Here is a 13,799-nt window from a genome sequence, read left to right on the forward strand (position 1 = left end):
GCAATTTCTACTTGTTTGCGATCGCTAATGTCACGCCCCGTCCCTGCCACGGCTTCAACTGTGCCCTCTGCATCAAACAGCGGTACAAAAATGTATTCGTAGACGCTGGTTCCCAAAGCACTGGTGTAGGGGGTTTCGTCCTCAATGGGTTGGCGTGTGGTGATGACCTGTTGAATTTGCTGTTGAAGGCGATCGGCTAGTTCGGGTGGGTAGCCCAAGTCAAAAAAGTTTTGACCCACAATGTCTGTCAAGTTTTTTTGCCACAGGTTAAGCAGGGGTTGATTGGCATAGGTAAATCGCCCTGCCAGATCAAAGGTGAAAATGAAATCAGAGACAGACGATAAGATTTGATCGAGGTGACGACGAGCCGCTGTCTGACGCGATCGTCCCAACTCCACATTGACAGCGACTCGTGCCAACAGTTCGCGGGCACTAAAGGGTTTAACCAGATAGTCATCGGCTCCAGCATTTAGCCCTTCCACGGCTGATTCTTCTCTGGCACGGGCAGACAGCAGCAGAATGGGAACTTCGCGCGTTCGGGGATCGTGTCGCAACTGCCGGAGCAACTCAAACCCATCCATTCCCGGCATCATTACATCGCTCAGAATTAAATCAGGCGTTGCTGCGCGGGCGGCGTTGAGAGCGGATGATCCTTCGGTAAACACCTCAACCTGATAAAACTCGCGCAAAATGCGGTGCAGATAGTTCCGCATATCGGCATTGTCATCAACCAGAAAAACGCGAGCCGTGGAAGAAGCTGAGGATGAGGAAGGTTTATCAACGCGATCGTTCTCCCACAGCCAGCTTGACGCTTCTTGCACATAGAATGCAGCACTATCTGTCAGTTGAGCTTGATTATTGTGAAAGCCATTCTCTAGAGTCGAAGCTGCACCAGCGTCCTGTACGGCAACAGTAGGGGATGGGTTCATCGGCAACAGGACTCGAAACGTACTGCCGTGACCCAGAGTACTCTCAACCGCGATAGCCCCTCCATGCAACTGCACCAGTTCTTGCACCAGCGATAGCCCGATGCCTGTCCCTTCAAACGTGCGTCCCTTTGCGCCTTCTACTCGGTGAAATCGCTCAAACAATCGAGGTAAATCGGCGGCTGGAATGCCAGTGCCCGTGTCACGCACCATCAGTTCGACCTGGCTTCCAACAGTGTGCAGCGAAACGGTAATTTCCCCCTCAAACGTGAACTTAAACGCATTCGAGAGCAGATTCAGCACAATCTTTTCCCACATATCCCGATCCACAGAGATGGGTCGGGGAAACGGAGGACAATCGACAATCAACCGTAGCCCCGCTCGCTCCGTGGCAGACTGAAACAGACTGGCTAATTCAACCGTATAGGTGGCAAGATCCGTTGGTTCAAAATGGGCTTGGGCGCGTCCAGCTTCGATTCGTGAAAAGTCAAGCAGCGTGTTGACCAGCTTGAGGAGTCGCTGGGCATTGCGCTGGGCGATCGCGATCTGCTCTCGTGCATCCGGGGGCAACTGGTTACTTTGCAGCACCTCCTCTAACGGATTGAGCATCAACGTTAAGGGAGTGCGAAACTCGTGGCTGACGTTTGAAAAAAAGGTAGTCTTTGCCTGATCGAGTTCGGCTAGCATTTCAGCGCGGCGACGCTCTTCCTCATACGCCTGAGCATTGCGAATGGATACGGAAACCTGTCCGACTAACAACTCATAGAACGATCGATACCCTTCATCCAAGGCTCGATTAGGGTTCACCCCTGCGATCAGCACACCCAACGGTGCAGTTTGCCCCGAAGAGGCGATCGGCATCATTAGCGCCGTGTGAACTGGCTCATTCCACGGCCCTCCAGGCACGGTCATGTGTTGATCCAACTCTTCCACCAGAATGGTTTCACCCGCCGCGACAGGTGCAAACGACCAGAGGGGGTGATTGGTCTTTAAATCAATGGAGTGGGGACAAAGTTGTTCGTCTGCGGTTAACCCCCCGGTTCCTTGCAACGTGAGCGTTCTGCCATCCGGCTCGCGTAAATACAGCAGCGCAAATGGTACATCTAGGGGATGAGTGGCGATCGTCTTTATCAAGTCCTGGCACGTATCCTGCACACTGCGCGTTTCACCCGTTTGGGTTGCCAGATCCCGCAACAGTCGCAGCCGCCGTTCTCCTAAAACTTGCTGCGTCACCTCGCTACAAACCGCCAGCATCCCCACAATCTGCCCATCATCATCTTCAGCAGGGGCGTGCGACACACTGAAGTAAGATTCTTCTCGATACCCGGCACGTTCTAAAACCAGTGGCAAGGCTGGAGTCCAATTGGCAACCCCCGTTGCCATCACCCGCTGAATCATTGGTCCGAGCGTATCCCAGGCTTCTGCCAGAGTTTCTCGGATATCGGTTCCCAGGGCTGCTGGGTGCTTATCACCAATTAGCTGAGAGTAGGCATCGTTGTAAAACTGCGTGAACTCCGTTCCCCAGGTTAGCACCATTGGATAGCGCGAGGTGAGCAGCGTCTTGACCAGCGATTTGAGGCTTTGTGACCAGCACTGCACTGTCCCAACGGGGGTTTGTGACCAATCGAGCGAGTTCATCAACCCACCCATTTCACCACCATTTGCAAAGATGGAGTTGGCAGCTTTGCTTTGTGCTGAACCTGTCATCGCTGCGGTTTCCTGAAATATTGAGCCAGGATGTCTGCGCCCTGTTCTCCCATCTGCTGTAGCAGCAGTTCGATCTGTTTCAAGGCGATTGGCATGGGCTTGGTGCGTCCGTTTTCCCAACGGTTGACGCTCTGAAAGGAAACTCCCAGCTTTTCGGCAAATTTGACTTGCGAGAGGTCAAGTCGTTGCCGCGTTTCTCGTACCAAAGCTGCTAACTCTGACTGCTTAAGTGCAGACATAGAATTCTTACTTCAAATGGCATTTATTAGCTATATCACCTGGTATAGCTTCATTCTATCCCTCTGGAGAGATAGAGATATTCTGGCAATGTCTGGAAATTTAAAGGGTTCAAATGCGTGACATAGTTATTCTGCGATCGCTGCTTTATTTCGTCATGGCGGGCTTATGCGAAATCGGGGGTGGATACTTAGTTTGGTTGTGGGTACGGGAAAGCAAAAGTGGCTGGTTGGCATTGGGTGGAGTACTTTTACTTACTGCCTATGGATTTGTAGCAACACTTCAACCTGCCAACTTCGGACGAGCCTATGCCGCTTATGGCGGAATTTTCATCATCCTATCCATCATCTGGGGATGGAAAGTAGATAACGTGATACCCGATCGCATGGACTGGTTAGGAGGCACGATCGCGCTGGCTGGTGTCCTGGTCATCATGTACGCCCCTAGAACTTAATCTGCACAAGGGGGACTGGATAGTAGCTGCTGGTCAATTAATTTTTTTTGGATGGCAATGACGGCTGCTTGAGTGCGATCGCGCACGTCTAGTTTTTGGAGAATGGCATGAACATGAACTCGTACCGTTCCTGGCGCAATATATAGCATTTCAGCAATTTCTTGATTCGTTTTGCCATCGGCAATTAACGCTAGGATTTCCTGTTCTCGCCGAGTCAGAACAGGAGAAGTGTTGTCTGCATTATTCGCTGGCGTGGCACTGGAATTATTTTCAAAAGCAGCCCGAATTTCAGTTGTCGCCGCAGAATCCCACCAGGAGGCTCCAGTTGCAACTGATTGAATTGCCAGAATGAGAGTCTGTGATGGCGCACCTTTGAGGCAGTAGCCTTGTGCCCCAACTTCGATGATGCGGTTAATCAGTGCTTTTTGAGTGTGGGAGGTCAGTACTAGAACTGGAAGATCTGGAGCTAATTGCTTGATTTGCCGACAGGCTTCAATTCCCCCCAGTCCTGGTAGTCCAATATCGAGAACAACGATATTCAGCGAGTGGCTTTTGACAATCTCGATCGCCGTCTCGCCATCTTCTGCCTCTGCCACAATTTCCAGCCCTGACTCTCGCTCCAGTCGTACCCGTAAGCCGAGACGGAAGAGTTCATCATCCTCAACCAGAAGAATTTTGAGCGGTGGAGATGCCATCTTAAGCAGAAAGGGAGGGATTATACGGAAAAGTCGGTAGCCGAAAAGCAAAGATTGCTCCGGTGGGGTGCCGATTCTCTGCCCAAATTGTACCGCCGTGAGCTTCTACAATCTGCCGGGATAAGTAAAGTCCCAACCCTGAACCCTTTGCCTGCCGATCGCTCTGCCCCTGATAAAACCGTTCAAACAGGTGGGGAAGCTCATCGGACTTGATACCTGCACCATTGTCTGTGACCTTCACCGTTTGGTAAGAGGAACCAGGTTCCAGAACGACCTCAACCCGTCCGCCACGGGGGGAGTGGTTGATGGCATTTGTGAGTAGGTTTGCCATGACTCGTTGAAGTTGTAACGTATCCCCTTTTACCCAGAGGAACTGACGAAAGTCGGATGCTCCATAATGTAGGGAGATGTGAACCCGGCGACTCGCTGCCAAATCGGTCATCGTGGCTTTAACCTCTTCTGCAACCTCGACAAGATCGACCGGAGCAAGATTCAACTGCAACCCTTCGTTATCATTTCGGTAGACATCCAACAGGGTTTCAACCATTTGCAAAGTTGTTTTATGGCTCCGCATCATGGTTGCTAAAACCTTCTGTTGACTTGATTCAACTAAGCCAAAACTGCCATGTTGAAAAGCTTTTAGGGTTTCAATTGCTCCCAGTAAAGGAGTTTTTAGATCGTGGGTCAGGGCTGAAGCAAAGTCTTCCCGGATGCTGGCTAACTTTTCGTGGGCTTCTAACTTCGCCTGCTGTTGTAGCACCGTCTGCTGATAAAGGCGATTGCGATCGCTCAACACACCTGTAACGACCAGTGCCAATGTGGCGATAAAACGACTGGCGATCGTAGAAACTTCAACGGTTGCAATTCCTGGAAGCCAGATATTGATGAGGGTGAGAACGCAGGCGAGCAGAGTTGCTTGAAAAGTGATTTTGCGGCTTAAATGGGCACTTGCCAGCAGGATTGGACCAATGTAGAGGTAGCCAAATACATACTCTGGTGGGGTTGCTAACTCCAGGGAAAAAACCACAACAAAAAGCCCCATCACTAACCAGAATGTGCGTAAATGCCAGTCTTTTGAATGAAAAGCACCTTGGAATTGCAGCATCTGGCTCCTCTGAAACAGAAAAGATGGTTGTTGAGCCAACCCTATTCTCAAAAGTCTAGCGATTTTCAAGTGGAATCACCTGAAAATGAGGCACAGTCTGCGTTCAAATGCAAATTTATATTTGCAGGCATAGACCTAGCCCCAACATTCTCTAAACGCTTTCTAAACACTGCGTATTTTGGACTATACCTGTGATCCAAAAATTGTAGTAAACGCTGCTCTATACCTTGTAATTCCTAGATCAGAGTTTCACTATCAGTGAGTAGGGACAGTTGAAGAGTTGATTTGCTAGTTCCCGATCAATGCTCAGGTACTTAATCACTCATCGCTTCAGCAACAGCTTATTTACTGATGTCGGAGTTACATTACTCATGTTGCAAGGATGGATTCAAATTGCATTAACGCTGCTGATCGTAGTGGCAATTACGCCATTCTTCGGTCGATATATGGCTCGTGTATTCATGGGACAGCGCACTATTCTTGACTCCGTGCTGAATCCTATGGAGAGAATCCTTTTTTCGCTCGGTGGAGTTCGAGCAAGAGAGGAGATGACAGGCTGGCAATATGCGCGGGCGGTATTGTATAGCAACCTGGCAATGCTGGTGTTCATCTACCTAATCTTCATGTTTCAGGGAGTGTTGCCCTTTAATCCGACGGGCTTGAGTGCGCCATCCTGGGATCTGGCTTTGCACACCGCCATTTCTTTTGTCACGAACACCAATCAGCAACATTATTCGGGTGAAACGACCTATAGCTATTTCAGCCAGTTTGCGGCTTTAGGCTTCATGATGTTTACCTCGGCAGCAACAGGCATTGCAGTGGCGATCGCCTTCATTCGAGGGTTAACAGGTAGACCGCTGGGTAACTTCTACGTTGATTTAATTCAGTCTATCACTCGAATTCTGCTGCCAATCAGTATTGTGGGTGCCATTGTTTTAATTGCCGCAGGAATTCCTGAAACCCTGGCAAGTCCAGCGATCGTCCCGACTTTAGAGAATCCGGGAGTCAGTCAGGCGATCGCCCGTGGTCCCGTGGCTCACTTCGAGATTATTAAGGAGTTAGGTGAGAACGGGGGTGGTTTCTTTGGCATCAACTCAGCACACCCGTTTGAGAATCCGAATGGTTTTACCAATCTCATTGAACTGGTTGCCATGCTCTCCATTCCAACTTCGATGGTTATTACCTATGGCATTTTTGCTAATAATCTCAAGCAAGCCTGGTTAGTATTCAGCATTCCGTTCGCAATTTTGGTAGTTTTCATTGTGATTACAGCGATCGGTGAGTATCAGGGTAATCCTGCGGTGAATGCTTTGCTGGCTGGTCAGGCTCCCAACCTGGAAGGTAAGGAAGTTCGCTTTGGTTGGGCACAGTCTGCCTTATTTGCAGTGTTTACCACCGCCACTATGTGTGGAGCGGTGAACAGCTTGCATGATTCCTTCATGCCGAATGGGGGCTTTGTCACTCTGTCCAATATGTTTCTGCAAATTGTGTTTGGTGGACAGGGAACGGGAACAGCGTATCTCTTTGCCTACCTGATTCTGGCAGTATTTGTCACAGGTTTGATGGTAGGGCGCACACCTGAATTTTTGGGACGTAAGATTGAGAAACGGGAAGTGGTGCTGGCAAGTTTTCTAATTTTGCTGGTTCACCCGATCGCCATCCTCATTCCCGCAGCTATCACTCTGGCATTTCCTGAGCAATTGGCAGGCATCAGCAACCCTGGATTTCATGGATTGTCTCAAGTGATCTACGAGTACGCTTCTGCCGCAGCAAACAATGGCTCTGGCTTTGAGGGACTTGGTGATGGAACCCTCTGGTGGAATTTGAGTACCAGCTTTAGCCTCCTGGCAGGACGCTACATTCCGATCGTGGCATTGCTGCTGTTGGCAGATAGTATGAGCCGCAAGCAACCTGTCCCCGCAACAGCAGGAACCTTACGTACTGATACGGGTTTGTTTACCGGAGTAACCGCTGGCGTGATTCTGATTTTGGGCGCACTGACCTTCTTCCCCGCACTGGCATTAGGTCCAGTTGCAGAGGCTTTTCAAATTGTCAAAGGAATTGGGTAGGAGTTCTGAGAATTTATGAAAACTAGAAACGAGCCTTCTCCATCGACCTCTCACCCGATTCGGGTTCCTAGTGGTCGTAGAGGCGATCGCAAACATACCCCCAAAGCCGATCGCAAAGGATTGTACCAACGCGCCATTCGAGAATCTTTTGTCAAATTGAACCCGAAAGTGGCAGTGCGAAATCCAGTCATGTTTGTAGTGTGGCTGGGCACGATCGTCACTTTGCTGGTTACGATTAATCCCAATCTGTTTGGGACGGTTCAGGCAGATGTAGGACAACAGCGGTTACTCAACGGCATTATTACTTTCATCCTGTTTTTCACCGTTCTATTTGCCAACTTTGCCGAAGCGGTTGCAGAGGGGCGGGGAAAAGCACAGGCAGATGCCTTGCGATCGACCCGTTCTGACACGATCGCCCGGAAGCTACTACCCGATGGCAAGATTCAGGAAGTCAGTTCCACCGAGTTGCGGCGCGGTGATCAGGTAAAAGTTGTTGCAGGAGATATGATTCCTGCGGATGGTGAGGTAATTCAGGGCATTGGCTCGGTGGATGAATCAGCGATTACTGGAGAATCGGCTCCGGTTCTGAAACAACCAGGCACCGATATTGCCAGTTCTGTTACCGGGGGAACTCGTCTACTTTCCGATGAACTGACGGTGCGAATTACCTCTGATCCCGGTCAGGGCTTTATCGATCGCATGATTTCTCTGGTCGAAGGAGCCGAACGTACCAAAACCCCCAACGAAATTGCGTTGACGGTGCTGCTGGCAGTGTTGACTCAGGTGTTTCTGATTGTTGTCGCTACGACTCCCTCTATTTCTGGTTACATCGCTGGCTTTTTAGACAGCGTGGCAGGAGCCGCAACGGGCAACAGCTTACGGGCTGGAACCAGTATTGCGATTCTGATTTCCCTACTGGTAGCTCTGATTCCCACAACGATTGGCGGACTGTTGAGCGCGATCGGTATTGCCGGGATGGATCGGGTGGCTCAGTTCAATGTGATCGCCACCTCTGGACGAGCCGTAGAAGCTTGCGGTGATGTGAATACTCTCGTTTTGGATAAAACGGGCACGATTACGCTAGGAAACCGTTTGGCTGACGAGTTTATCCCCGTCAATGGTCATTCTGTACAGGAAGTCGCTGATGTTTGTTTAGCGGCGAGTATGTTTGATGAAACTCCAGAAGGGCGATCAATCGTTCAGTTAGCCCAAAAGTTAGGGGCAAGATTTGATCTGGATGGGCAACCCGCCGAAGGCATCGAGTTCTCTGCCCGGACTCGCATGAGCGGCACTGACCTGGATAGTAAGGAGTACCGCAAGGGAGCGGTGGATGCGATTAAAGGCTTTGTGCGATCGCGCGGTGGTCAAGTTCCCTCAAGCCTGGATGAAGCCTATGAGCGAGTGTCTCGCTTGGGCGGAACCCCCCTCGCTGTTTGCCAGGGCGACGATATCTACGGCGTAATCTACCTCAAAGACATCGTAAAACCCGGACTAAGAGAGCGGTTTGATCAACTCCGGCGGATGGGTGTCAAAACCATCATGCTGACTGGCGATAACCGCATCACGGCTTCTGTCATTGCCCAGGAAGCGGGAGTCGATGACTTCATTGCGGAAGCCACCCCCGAAGATAAGATTGACGTGATTCGCACTGAACAATCGCAGGGCAAACTCGTTGCCATGACCGGAGATGGCACCAATGACGCACCCGCACTGGCTCAAGCAAATGTGGGACTGGCAATGAACTCCGGCACACAAGCCGCCAAAGAAGCCGCCAACATGGTGGATCTGGACTCTGATCCAACGAAACTCATTGACCTGGTAACGATCGGCAAACAGTTACTCATCACCCGTGGCGCGTTGACAACGTTCTCTGTTGCCAACGACATCGCTAAATACTTTGCCATTATTCCCACCATCTTTGCAGCGGCTGGAATTGGAGCACTGAACATTATGGGCTTAAAGAGTGCCCAGTCTGCGATCGTCTCTGCCCTGATCTACAACGCTTTGATTATTCCTGTTCTCATTCCCCTGGCTTTACGGGGTGTACAGTTCCGTCCACTCACTGCCGATCAACTGCTGCGACGCAACATTTTAATTTACGGCTTGGGCGGCATTATTGCGCCGTTTATCGCGATTAAAGCGCTCGATTTAATCTTGCCTTTGTCCTAACCCTTCAAAAACTTTTCTACCAATGAAACTCAATTCTCTAAAACCATCCCTTCCATCGCTGGAAATAACCTCTCAATCCCTTGAGGCGGTTTCAGAAGTCTGGTCAGAATGGCGCAGGCAAAAGCTACCACTGTATTTATTCCTGGCTTTGTGTTTCAACCTGGTTGTTGCCCCTGTTGTTTATGCTGCCAGTGGCAATGAATTCACTCGCACTCAAGCCTGGTCGTTAGGGCTACTAGGACTGGGAACTGTGGCGCTTTCCGTTTATTTGTTCTTTGTCATGTTTGTACCGGAGAAGTTCTAATGAGTTTTGCACGCGAGGCAGGTAGAGCCATTCGATCGACCCTGGTACTCTGGGTCATCACTGCTCTGATTTATCCACTGATGATGGTTGCTTTTGGACAACTGGCTTTTCCCTTCCAGGCAAACGGTAGTATTTTGACGAATACTCAGGGGCAGCCTATTGGTTCAGCCTTGATTGGACAGCCATTTACGAGCGATCGCTACTTCAACAGTCGCCCCAGCACCACCAACTACAGCACCGCTAACCCGAATGCAGACGAAGCTGGCATTCTCAAAACGGGCGTGTCAGGCGCAAGCAATTTGGCTCCGTCTAATCCTGATCTGCTCAAGCGAGTTCAGGAAAGCACGACTCAACTGAAACAGTCCGGTATTGAACCCACCGCCGATTTGGTTTACACCTCTGGTTCCAGCCTTGACCCCCATATCACACCGGAAGCTGCTAGAGCGCAGATTACACGGGTAGCAACGGCACGGGGTCTGCAACCCAACCAACTCCAAGATCTGATTAATCAGAACACAGATGGTCGCTTTTTAGGCATCTTTGGTGAACCAGGGGTGAACGTGCTGAGGCTTAATCTGGCTCTCGATGCATTAAGCAGCTAATCTATGTATCACTCGTCCAATCCCTCACCTGACAGCACCTACATTCGCCCTGCCCATCGGGGCAAGCACAAAATTTTTATTGGGATGGCTCCCGGTGTCGGTAAAACCTACCGAATGCTTGAAGAGGGGCATCGCCTCCGACAGGAAGGCATTGACGTGGTAATTGGGTTACTCGAAACCCATAATCGGCAGGAGACCGCACAACGGGCAGAAGGGCTGGAAACATTGCCCCGTCAGCAAATTAACTGTTCTGGCGTTATTTTGTCTGAAATGGACACAGATGGGATCTTGGTTCGCCAACCGCAACTGGTTCTGATTGATGAACTTGCCCATACCAATGTCCCCGGTTCTCAGCGAGAAAAACGCTATCAGGATGTAGAAGTTGTGTTGGCAGCAGGAATTGATGTTTTTTCAACCGTCAATATCCAGCATTTAGAAAGCTTGAATGACTTGGTTGCTCGAATTACAGGGGTTGTGGTGCGGGAGCGAATCCCCGATCGCTTGCTGGAAGAAGCCGATCAAGTAGTCGTGATTGATGTCACACCAGAGACACTAGAAGATCGCCTCAAAGACGGTAAAATCTACGCCCCTGAAAAAGTTGACCAATCGCTGCAAAACTTCTTCCAACGGCGTAATCTGATTGCCTTACGTGAATTAGCCTTACGAGAGGTTGCTGACAATATTGAAGAAGATGCTCTGGAGGAAGCATCGAATGGAAGTAAAGCAGATGCTCCTTTTTGCAATATCCATGAGCGAGTTCTCGTTTGCGTTTCAACCTATCCCAATGCAATTCAGCTAATTCGACGCGGTGCCCGAATTGCCGGATATATGCACGCTCCCTTCTACTGTTTGTTTGTGGATGATCCCGATCGCTTCCTCACTAAAGCAGAGAGTTTGCATGTTGAAACTTGCGAAAGGCTCTGTAAAGAGTTTGGTGGAGAATTTATCCGAGTGACAAACTATGACAAAGCGAAGGCGATCGCAGACGTTGCAAAAAACTATTACATTACTCAAATTGTGATTGGTGAAAGTCAACGATCGCGTTGGAAACTGATGCTGAGCGGTTCACTGACTCATAAATTGTTGCGATCGCTCAAAAACATTGATGTTCACATTATCGCAACTGATAAACAAGGTTCTTAATAAGAAGCTACTGATTCAAGTAATAGTAACTTGACGCTAAAGATTGCCCCTTTCCCTTTTCCTGTATTATCAGCATGAATCGCGCCGTTGTGGAGTTTGGCAATGTGATGGGCGATCGCCCCATCTGCCCCTGTTCCAGAAAGCCCCTCTATCATGCCTGAAACGGTTCTATTTGCAGGGAGTCGCAATAATAGTCTGAGAATAATCAGATAGAGATAAGTGCAATTATCTCTATCAGAAATCCACCTAACTCCCGCGATCTCCATGTCTCCATCCCCCGCTGACCCGTTTTTGCCCATCGTGATTGTGCCGCTCCAGGGCGGCAAGGTAGAGGAGCCTCGACGGGCAGAACCACCAGACCTTAGGCACTGGCAGATTGAGGAGTTTCTGCGCCAGACGGGGAAGGCGGACAACACGCAGCGTACCTACCGGGGGCAGTTAGTACGATTTGCCGCCTGGTGCGATAAGTCCTGGTTGGACGTAACGCCCAGCGATATCGGCAAGTATCGGCGGGAGTTGAAGCTGAAGGGGTTGAAGCCGACCTCGATTAATCATGCGTTGAATACTCTGCGATCCTTCTACCAGTGGCTCCGGCGCAGCAATGGCTACCCAATGAATCAGCCACTGCCGACGGATGCGATCGATCTGGAGCGGCAGCCGGAACTCCAGGCAGACCACATCGAGGCGGAGGACTTGAGCCAACTGTGGGCGGTGCTGGAACTGGAGGAAAAAACTCGGATACGCGATCGGGCGATCATTGCGGTGCTCAGTCATGGACTACGGGCATCGGAAGCGTCTGCTCTGAATGTGGAGCATTGGAACGGCAAGATTTTGAAGGTTCATCGCTCGAAGGGGCAGAATGTGTCGGAGGTTCCATTGAGTCGAGAGGCACGATCTCATTTGGAGGCTTATCTGGAGTGGCGACGGCAGCAAGGGGGACTGTTTGAGCCACTGCTGGAGAGTCCGATGTTTCTGGCACAGGACCCAAAGAGTGCAGGGCATCGGTTGGGCTACAAAGGGTTGCACCGGATGGTGAAGAAGCTGGGGGCGATCTCAGGGGTGGAAGATGTGAAGCCCCACCGGTTCCGGCATACGTTTGGGACGGAGGTAACGCGGCGAGGCGTTGACCCACTGTTTGGCAAAGAGTTGATGGGAATTAAAAGCGACAAGGTGTTTCAGCGTTACACCAAAGGGGTGTTTAAGCAGGCGGCTGCGGAGGCGTGTCTGAAGGCGATTGGGGAAAGCGATGAGAACCTGTAGATAGATGTGCGCTGCTAATATCAAGCCGTAACTACCCCTTTGATGGAAGTCCTGTCATGGTGACAAGACTTTGATGGGAAAAAAGGCTTCAGCCTTTAAACTAATGGATAACGAACTTTTGTACTAGTGGTTATGCGGCAAACGCAAGCAGGATACTGGCTCGATCGCGAGGAACTTATGAAAATTCGCGATCGCAAATTACTTTCAAGCGATCGCGACTACCTGTACTTTGCATTGCAGATTGATTACCCAGGGAAACTCAACCCGCAGATTGACGTGGATGCTTTTTGCGATCGCTGGAATCTCAGTGCGGGGGACTTTTACAAGGCACTGGGGGATCTGAAAAATAAAAGAATTGTAGAGGCGATTTCCAATCAACTGAACCTGCATCTTCAGGAAACGGTCTAAGGAGAAGATGCTGTGAACCAATATCCAAGAGAATTACCGCCGTTTCCTCCCCTCTTCAATTACCCCTTATTTGCGCCTCCGATCGAGATTGACGGGGAACTAATTTATGACGCTCGATACTGCGCTGCTTTCTTCCTGTATCAGGCTTATCTCCAAGATGTGAAAGCAATCACAATTACGCTAAAACTGATCATAGAAGCTAATTCAAATATTGATGCGATTCAATTATTCAATCGATGTAAACAATGCGATCGCGCAGCAATTCTGCAGGCGATCGCATTGATGAGTCTGGCTTTAGAATATCGCTTCGAGGTGGCAGGAACCGCTGAACACAATTGATGGATGAGAAAGCACTGCTATTCCCAAACTAAGGGACGCCAATCAGCAGGAATTAAACCTTGCTTTAACGCGCGAGCGATCATTCCCTGGTGGGCATGACTGGCGCGAAGTACATGGCAGCGCCGACACAATACACGCAAGTTGCGATCGCGGTTACTACCACCGTTTGATAACTCGACAATGTGATCAATATCCGCCTGCCAGAGTGGGAGTGAGTAGGGCAAAGTATCGATACAGTAAGGTCCCTGGCACTTTCCTTGATCTCGCTCCCAAATGCGCTTCCGCGTTTTTTTCCACTCGGCTTTGTGCTGACGTTTGGTTTTACCCATAACCTTTAATAACCGTGCCGTGTCTTGTCGCAGCATGCCGAGTCATACCCTG

General features: G+C 50.1%; 15 protein-coding genes. 9 read left to right on the forward strand and 6 right to left on the reverse strand.

What is annotated here, in order from left to right:
• Both H6G89_RS30495 and H6G89_RS30500 read right to left on the reverse strand, forming a co-directional pair.
• Window positions 1-2,633: response regulator (locus H6G89_RS30495; protein ID WP_190513794.1), on the reverse strand; the 2,633-nt coding region annotated here is incomplete at its 3' end.
• A complete protein-coding gene (locus H6G89_RS30500; protein WP_190513795.1) occupies window positions 2,630-2,872 on the reverse strand; it encodes a helix-turn-helix domain-containing protein in 243 nt (80 codons plus the stop codon). The genes H6G89_RS30500 and H6G89_RS30495, both read right to left, overlap by 4 nt.
• Window positions 2,873-2,985: 113 nt before the next feature.
• On the opposite strand from H6G89_RS30500, the gene H6G89_RS30505 reads away from it, so the two are divergent.
• Entirely contained in the window at window positions 2,986-3,324 is a 339-nt protein-coding gene (locus tag H6G89_RS30505) for a YnfA family protein (RefSeq protein ID WP_190513796.1), read from the forward strand.
• On the opposite strand, the gene H6G89_RS30510 is transcribed toward H6G89_RS30505, so the two are convergent.
• Both H6G89_RS30510 and H6G89_RS30515 read right to left on the reverse strand, forming a co-directional pair.
• Window positions 3,321-4,019: a response regulator gene (locus H6G89_RS30510; RefSeq protein ID WP_190513797.1), complete on the reverse strand. Its 699-nt coding sequence runs from the start codon at window positions 4,017-4,019 to the stop codon at window positions 3,321-3,323. The genes H6G89_RS30505 and H6G89_RS30510 overlap by 4 nt on opposite strands.
• Window position 4,020: 1 nt before the next feature.
• A complete protein-coding gene (locus H6G89_RS30515; RefSeq protein WP_190513798.1) occupies window positions 4,021-5,124 on the reverse strand; it encodes a sensor histidine kinase in 1,104 nt (367 codons plus the stop codon).
• Window positions 5,125-5,495: 371 nt separating this feature from the next.
• On the opposite strand from H6G89_RS30515, the gene kdpA reads away from it, so the two are divergent.
• From kdpA to H6G89_RS30540, 5 genes are read left to right on the forward strand one after another with little or no spacing between them, the layout of a single operon-like run.
• On the forward strand, window positions 5,496-7,193 hold the full coding sequence (gene kdpA, locus H6G89_RS30520) for a potassium-transporting ATPase subunit KdpA (RefSeq protein WP_190513839.1): 1,698 nt from the start codon (window positions 5,496-5,498) through the stop codon (window positions 7,191-7,193).
• A 15-nt stretch (window positions 7,194-7,208) separates the two neighbouring features.
• Window positions 7,209-9,362 carry a potassium-transporting ATPase subunit KdpB gene (gene kdpB, locus H6G89_RS30525; RefSeq protein WP_190513799.1) on the forward strand — a complete coding sequence of 718 codons (2,154 nt, stop codon included), beginning with the start codon at window positions 7,209-7,211 and terminating at the stop codon, window positions 9,360-9,362.
• Window positions 9,363-9,384: 22 nt separating this feature from the next.
• Window positions 9,385-9,666 carry a potassium-transporting ATPase subunit F gene (locus H6G89_RS30530; RefSeq protein WP_190513800.1) on the forward strand — a complete coding sequence of 94 codons (282 nt, stop codon included), beginning with the start codon at window positions 9,385-9,387 and terminating at the stop codon, window positions 9,664-9,666.
• Window positions 9,666-10,268, forward strand: a complete 603-nt coding sequence (gene kdpC, locus H6G89_RS30535) for a K(+)-transporting ATPase subunit C (RefSeq protein WP_190513801.1) — start codon at window positions 9,666-9,668, stop codon at window positions 10,266-10,268. Before H6G89_RS30530 ends, kdpC begins: the two co-directional genes overlap by 1 nt.
• Before the next feature lie 3 nt (window positions 10,269-10,271).
• The gene (locus tag H6G89_RS30540) at window positions 10,272-11,411 is read left to right on the forward strand and encodes a universal stress protein (RefSeq protein WP_190513802.1); all 1,140 of its coding nucleotides are present in this window, start codon (window positions 10,272-10,274) and stop codon (window positions 11,409-11,411) included.
• Here H6G89_RS30540 and H6G89_RS30545 read toward each other — a convergent pair.
• Window positions 11,408-11,566, reverse strand: a complete 159-nt coding sequence (locus tag H6G89_RS30545; protein ID WP_190513803.1) for a hypothetical protein — start codon at window positions 11,564-11,566, stop codon at window positions 11,408-11,410. The genes H6G89_RS30540 and H6G89_RS30545 overlap by 4 nt on opposite strands.
• Before the next feature lie 109 nt (window positions 11,567-11,675).
• Here H6G89_RS30545 and H6G89_RS30550 point away from each other — a divergent pair, with 109 nt between their 5' ends.
• The 3 genes from H6G89_RS30550 (at window position 11,676) to H6G89_RS30560 (ending at window position 13,418) form a co-directional block, all read left to right on the forward strand.
• Window positions 11,676-12,671: a tyrosine-type recombinase/integrase gene (locus H6G89_RS30550; protein WP_190513804.1), complete on the forward strand. Its 996-nt coding sequence runs from the start codon at window positions 11,676-11,678 to the stop codon at window positions 12,669-12,671.
• A gap of 132 nt (window positions 12,672-12,803) precedes the next feature.
• Entirely contained in the window at window positions 12,804-13,079 is a 276-nt protein-coding gene (locus H6G89_RS30555) for a hypothetical protein (protein ID WP_190513805.1), read from the forward strand.
• A 12-nt stretch (window positions 13,080-13,091) separates the two neighbouring features.
• Window positions 13,092-13,418 (forward strand): hypothetical protein, encoded by a 327-nt coding sequence (locus tag H6G89_RS30560; RefSeq protein WP_190513806.1) that lies wholly within the window; start codon window positions 13,092-13,094, stop codon window positions 13,416-13,418.
• A 17-nt stretch (window positions 13,419-13,435) separates the two neighbouring features.
• Here H6G89_RS30560 and H6G89_RS30565 read toward each other — a convergent pair whose 3' ends face one another.
• Window positions 13,436-13,783 (reverse strand): HNH endonuclease, encoded by a 348-nt coding sequence (locus H6G89_RS30565; RefSeq protein WP_199337022.1) that lies wholly within the window; start codon window positions 13,781-13,783, stop codon window positions 13,436-13,438.
• Window positions 13,784-13,799: the final 16 nt, after the last annotated feature.

The sequence above is a fragment of the Oscillatoria sp. FACHB-1407 genome (assembly GCF_014697545.1).
GTDB lineage: Bacteria > Cyanobacteriota > Cyanobacteriia > Elainellales > Elainellaceae > FACHB-1407.